The 1328-nt window shown below is 42.3% G+C and carries 1 protein-coding gene; it reads left to right on the forward strand.

What is annotated here, in order from left to right; all coding sequences use genetic code 11:
* The first annotated feature begins 20 nt into the window (after positions 1-20).
* A protein-coding gene (locus BMW94_RS30040) for an IS3 family transposase (protein WP_254790422.1) occupies positions 21-1291 on the forward strand; the annotation gives its coding sequence in 2 pieces (ribosomal slippage) (positions 21-344 and positions 347-1291; 1269 coding nt in all).
* Positions 1292-1328: the final 37 nt, after the last annotated feature.

Raw genomic sequence — 1328 nt, forward strand, 5'->3', positions numbered from 1 at the left:
AGTTAAGAAGAAATCCCTATGTGAAAAATGTCAGCGCTAAAGCTATTACGTACACGGATGCGTTTAAAGAACGATTTATTCAAGAATACAGTCAGGGTACGCTTCCTCATGAGATTTTTCAGGAAGCGGGCTTTCCCATTGACGTCTTGGGTTCAACCCGGATTCGAAAGGCTTCCAATCGATGGCGTACGGCTTTTCAAGAACAAGGATCTGCTGGATTAACAGATGGTAGAAAACACGCCTCAGGCCGTCCTCTGACCCGTGAATTAAGTCTTGAAGAAAAGTATGCCCGATTGGAAGCGAAAATGAAATGGCTTGAAGCGGAGAATGAATTCTTAAAAAAGCTCGATCAACTCGAAAGGCAGATGAGAAAAAAGAAATCCAATTAAGTACGCCACAAAAATTCGAACTGATTCAACAGATGATGCACACATACCCTTTCCAACGCAAGGTGCACGTTCTTTGTGAAATTGCTGGCGTTTCACGTTCGGGCTATTACCGATATTGTAGCGAAGATGCCAGGTTACATCGTCAAAAACAGGAACAAGACGATCAGAAAGTGAAAGCGATCATTCTGAAAGCCTACCATTACCGTGGAAGAAAGAAAGGCGCCCGTCAAATCAAAATGACGCTGGAGCACCAATATGGAGTCACATACAATCTCAAGCGAATTCGTCGTGTCATGCAAAAGTACAACATCGTTTGTCCGATTCGAAAAGCTAATCCCGCACGCCGTATGGCCAGAGCGACCCATGAGCATCGAACCTGTCCTAACACGTTAAATCGAGCTTTTAAGCAAGGGATTGCAGGCAAGGTACTATTAACGGACATCACGTATTTAACTTATGGGAAAAATAAGCGAGCCTACTTATCAACCATTAAAGATGCTGAAACGAATGAGATTTTAGCTTATGAAGTCTCTGCTTCGCTCGGTTTGGACATTGCGATTGAGACGTTGAAACAACTCAAAAAGTATCGTCACCTCACCTCAGATGCTTTGATTCATTCAGATCAAGGATTCCACTATACGAACCCAAAGTTCCAAAAACTTGTGAAGAATATGGGGCTGGGACAATCCATGTCGCGTCGAGGAAACTGTTGGGATAACGCTCCACAAGAATCATTTTTTGGGCATTTTAAAGATGAAACGAACTTTAAAACGTGTATGACCTTGGAAGAGGTCAAGCAAGAAGTGAAAAGCTACATGATTTACTACAATCATTATCGAGGGCAATGGAATTTGAAAAAGCTACCGCCTGCAAAATACAGACAGCAGCTTGAAGTTGCCTAACCTTTTTTAAATTGTCCTTTACAAGGGGTACATTTTA

Origin of the sequence: Paenibacillus sp. OK003, from assembly GCF_900109515.1 — a bacterium.
In the GTDB taxonomy this organism is placed as follows: domain Bacteria; phylum Bacillota; class Bacilli; order Paenibacillales; family Paenibacillaceae; genus Paenibacillus; species Paenibacillus marchantiae.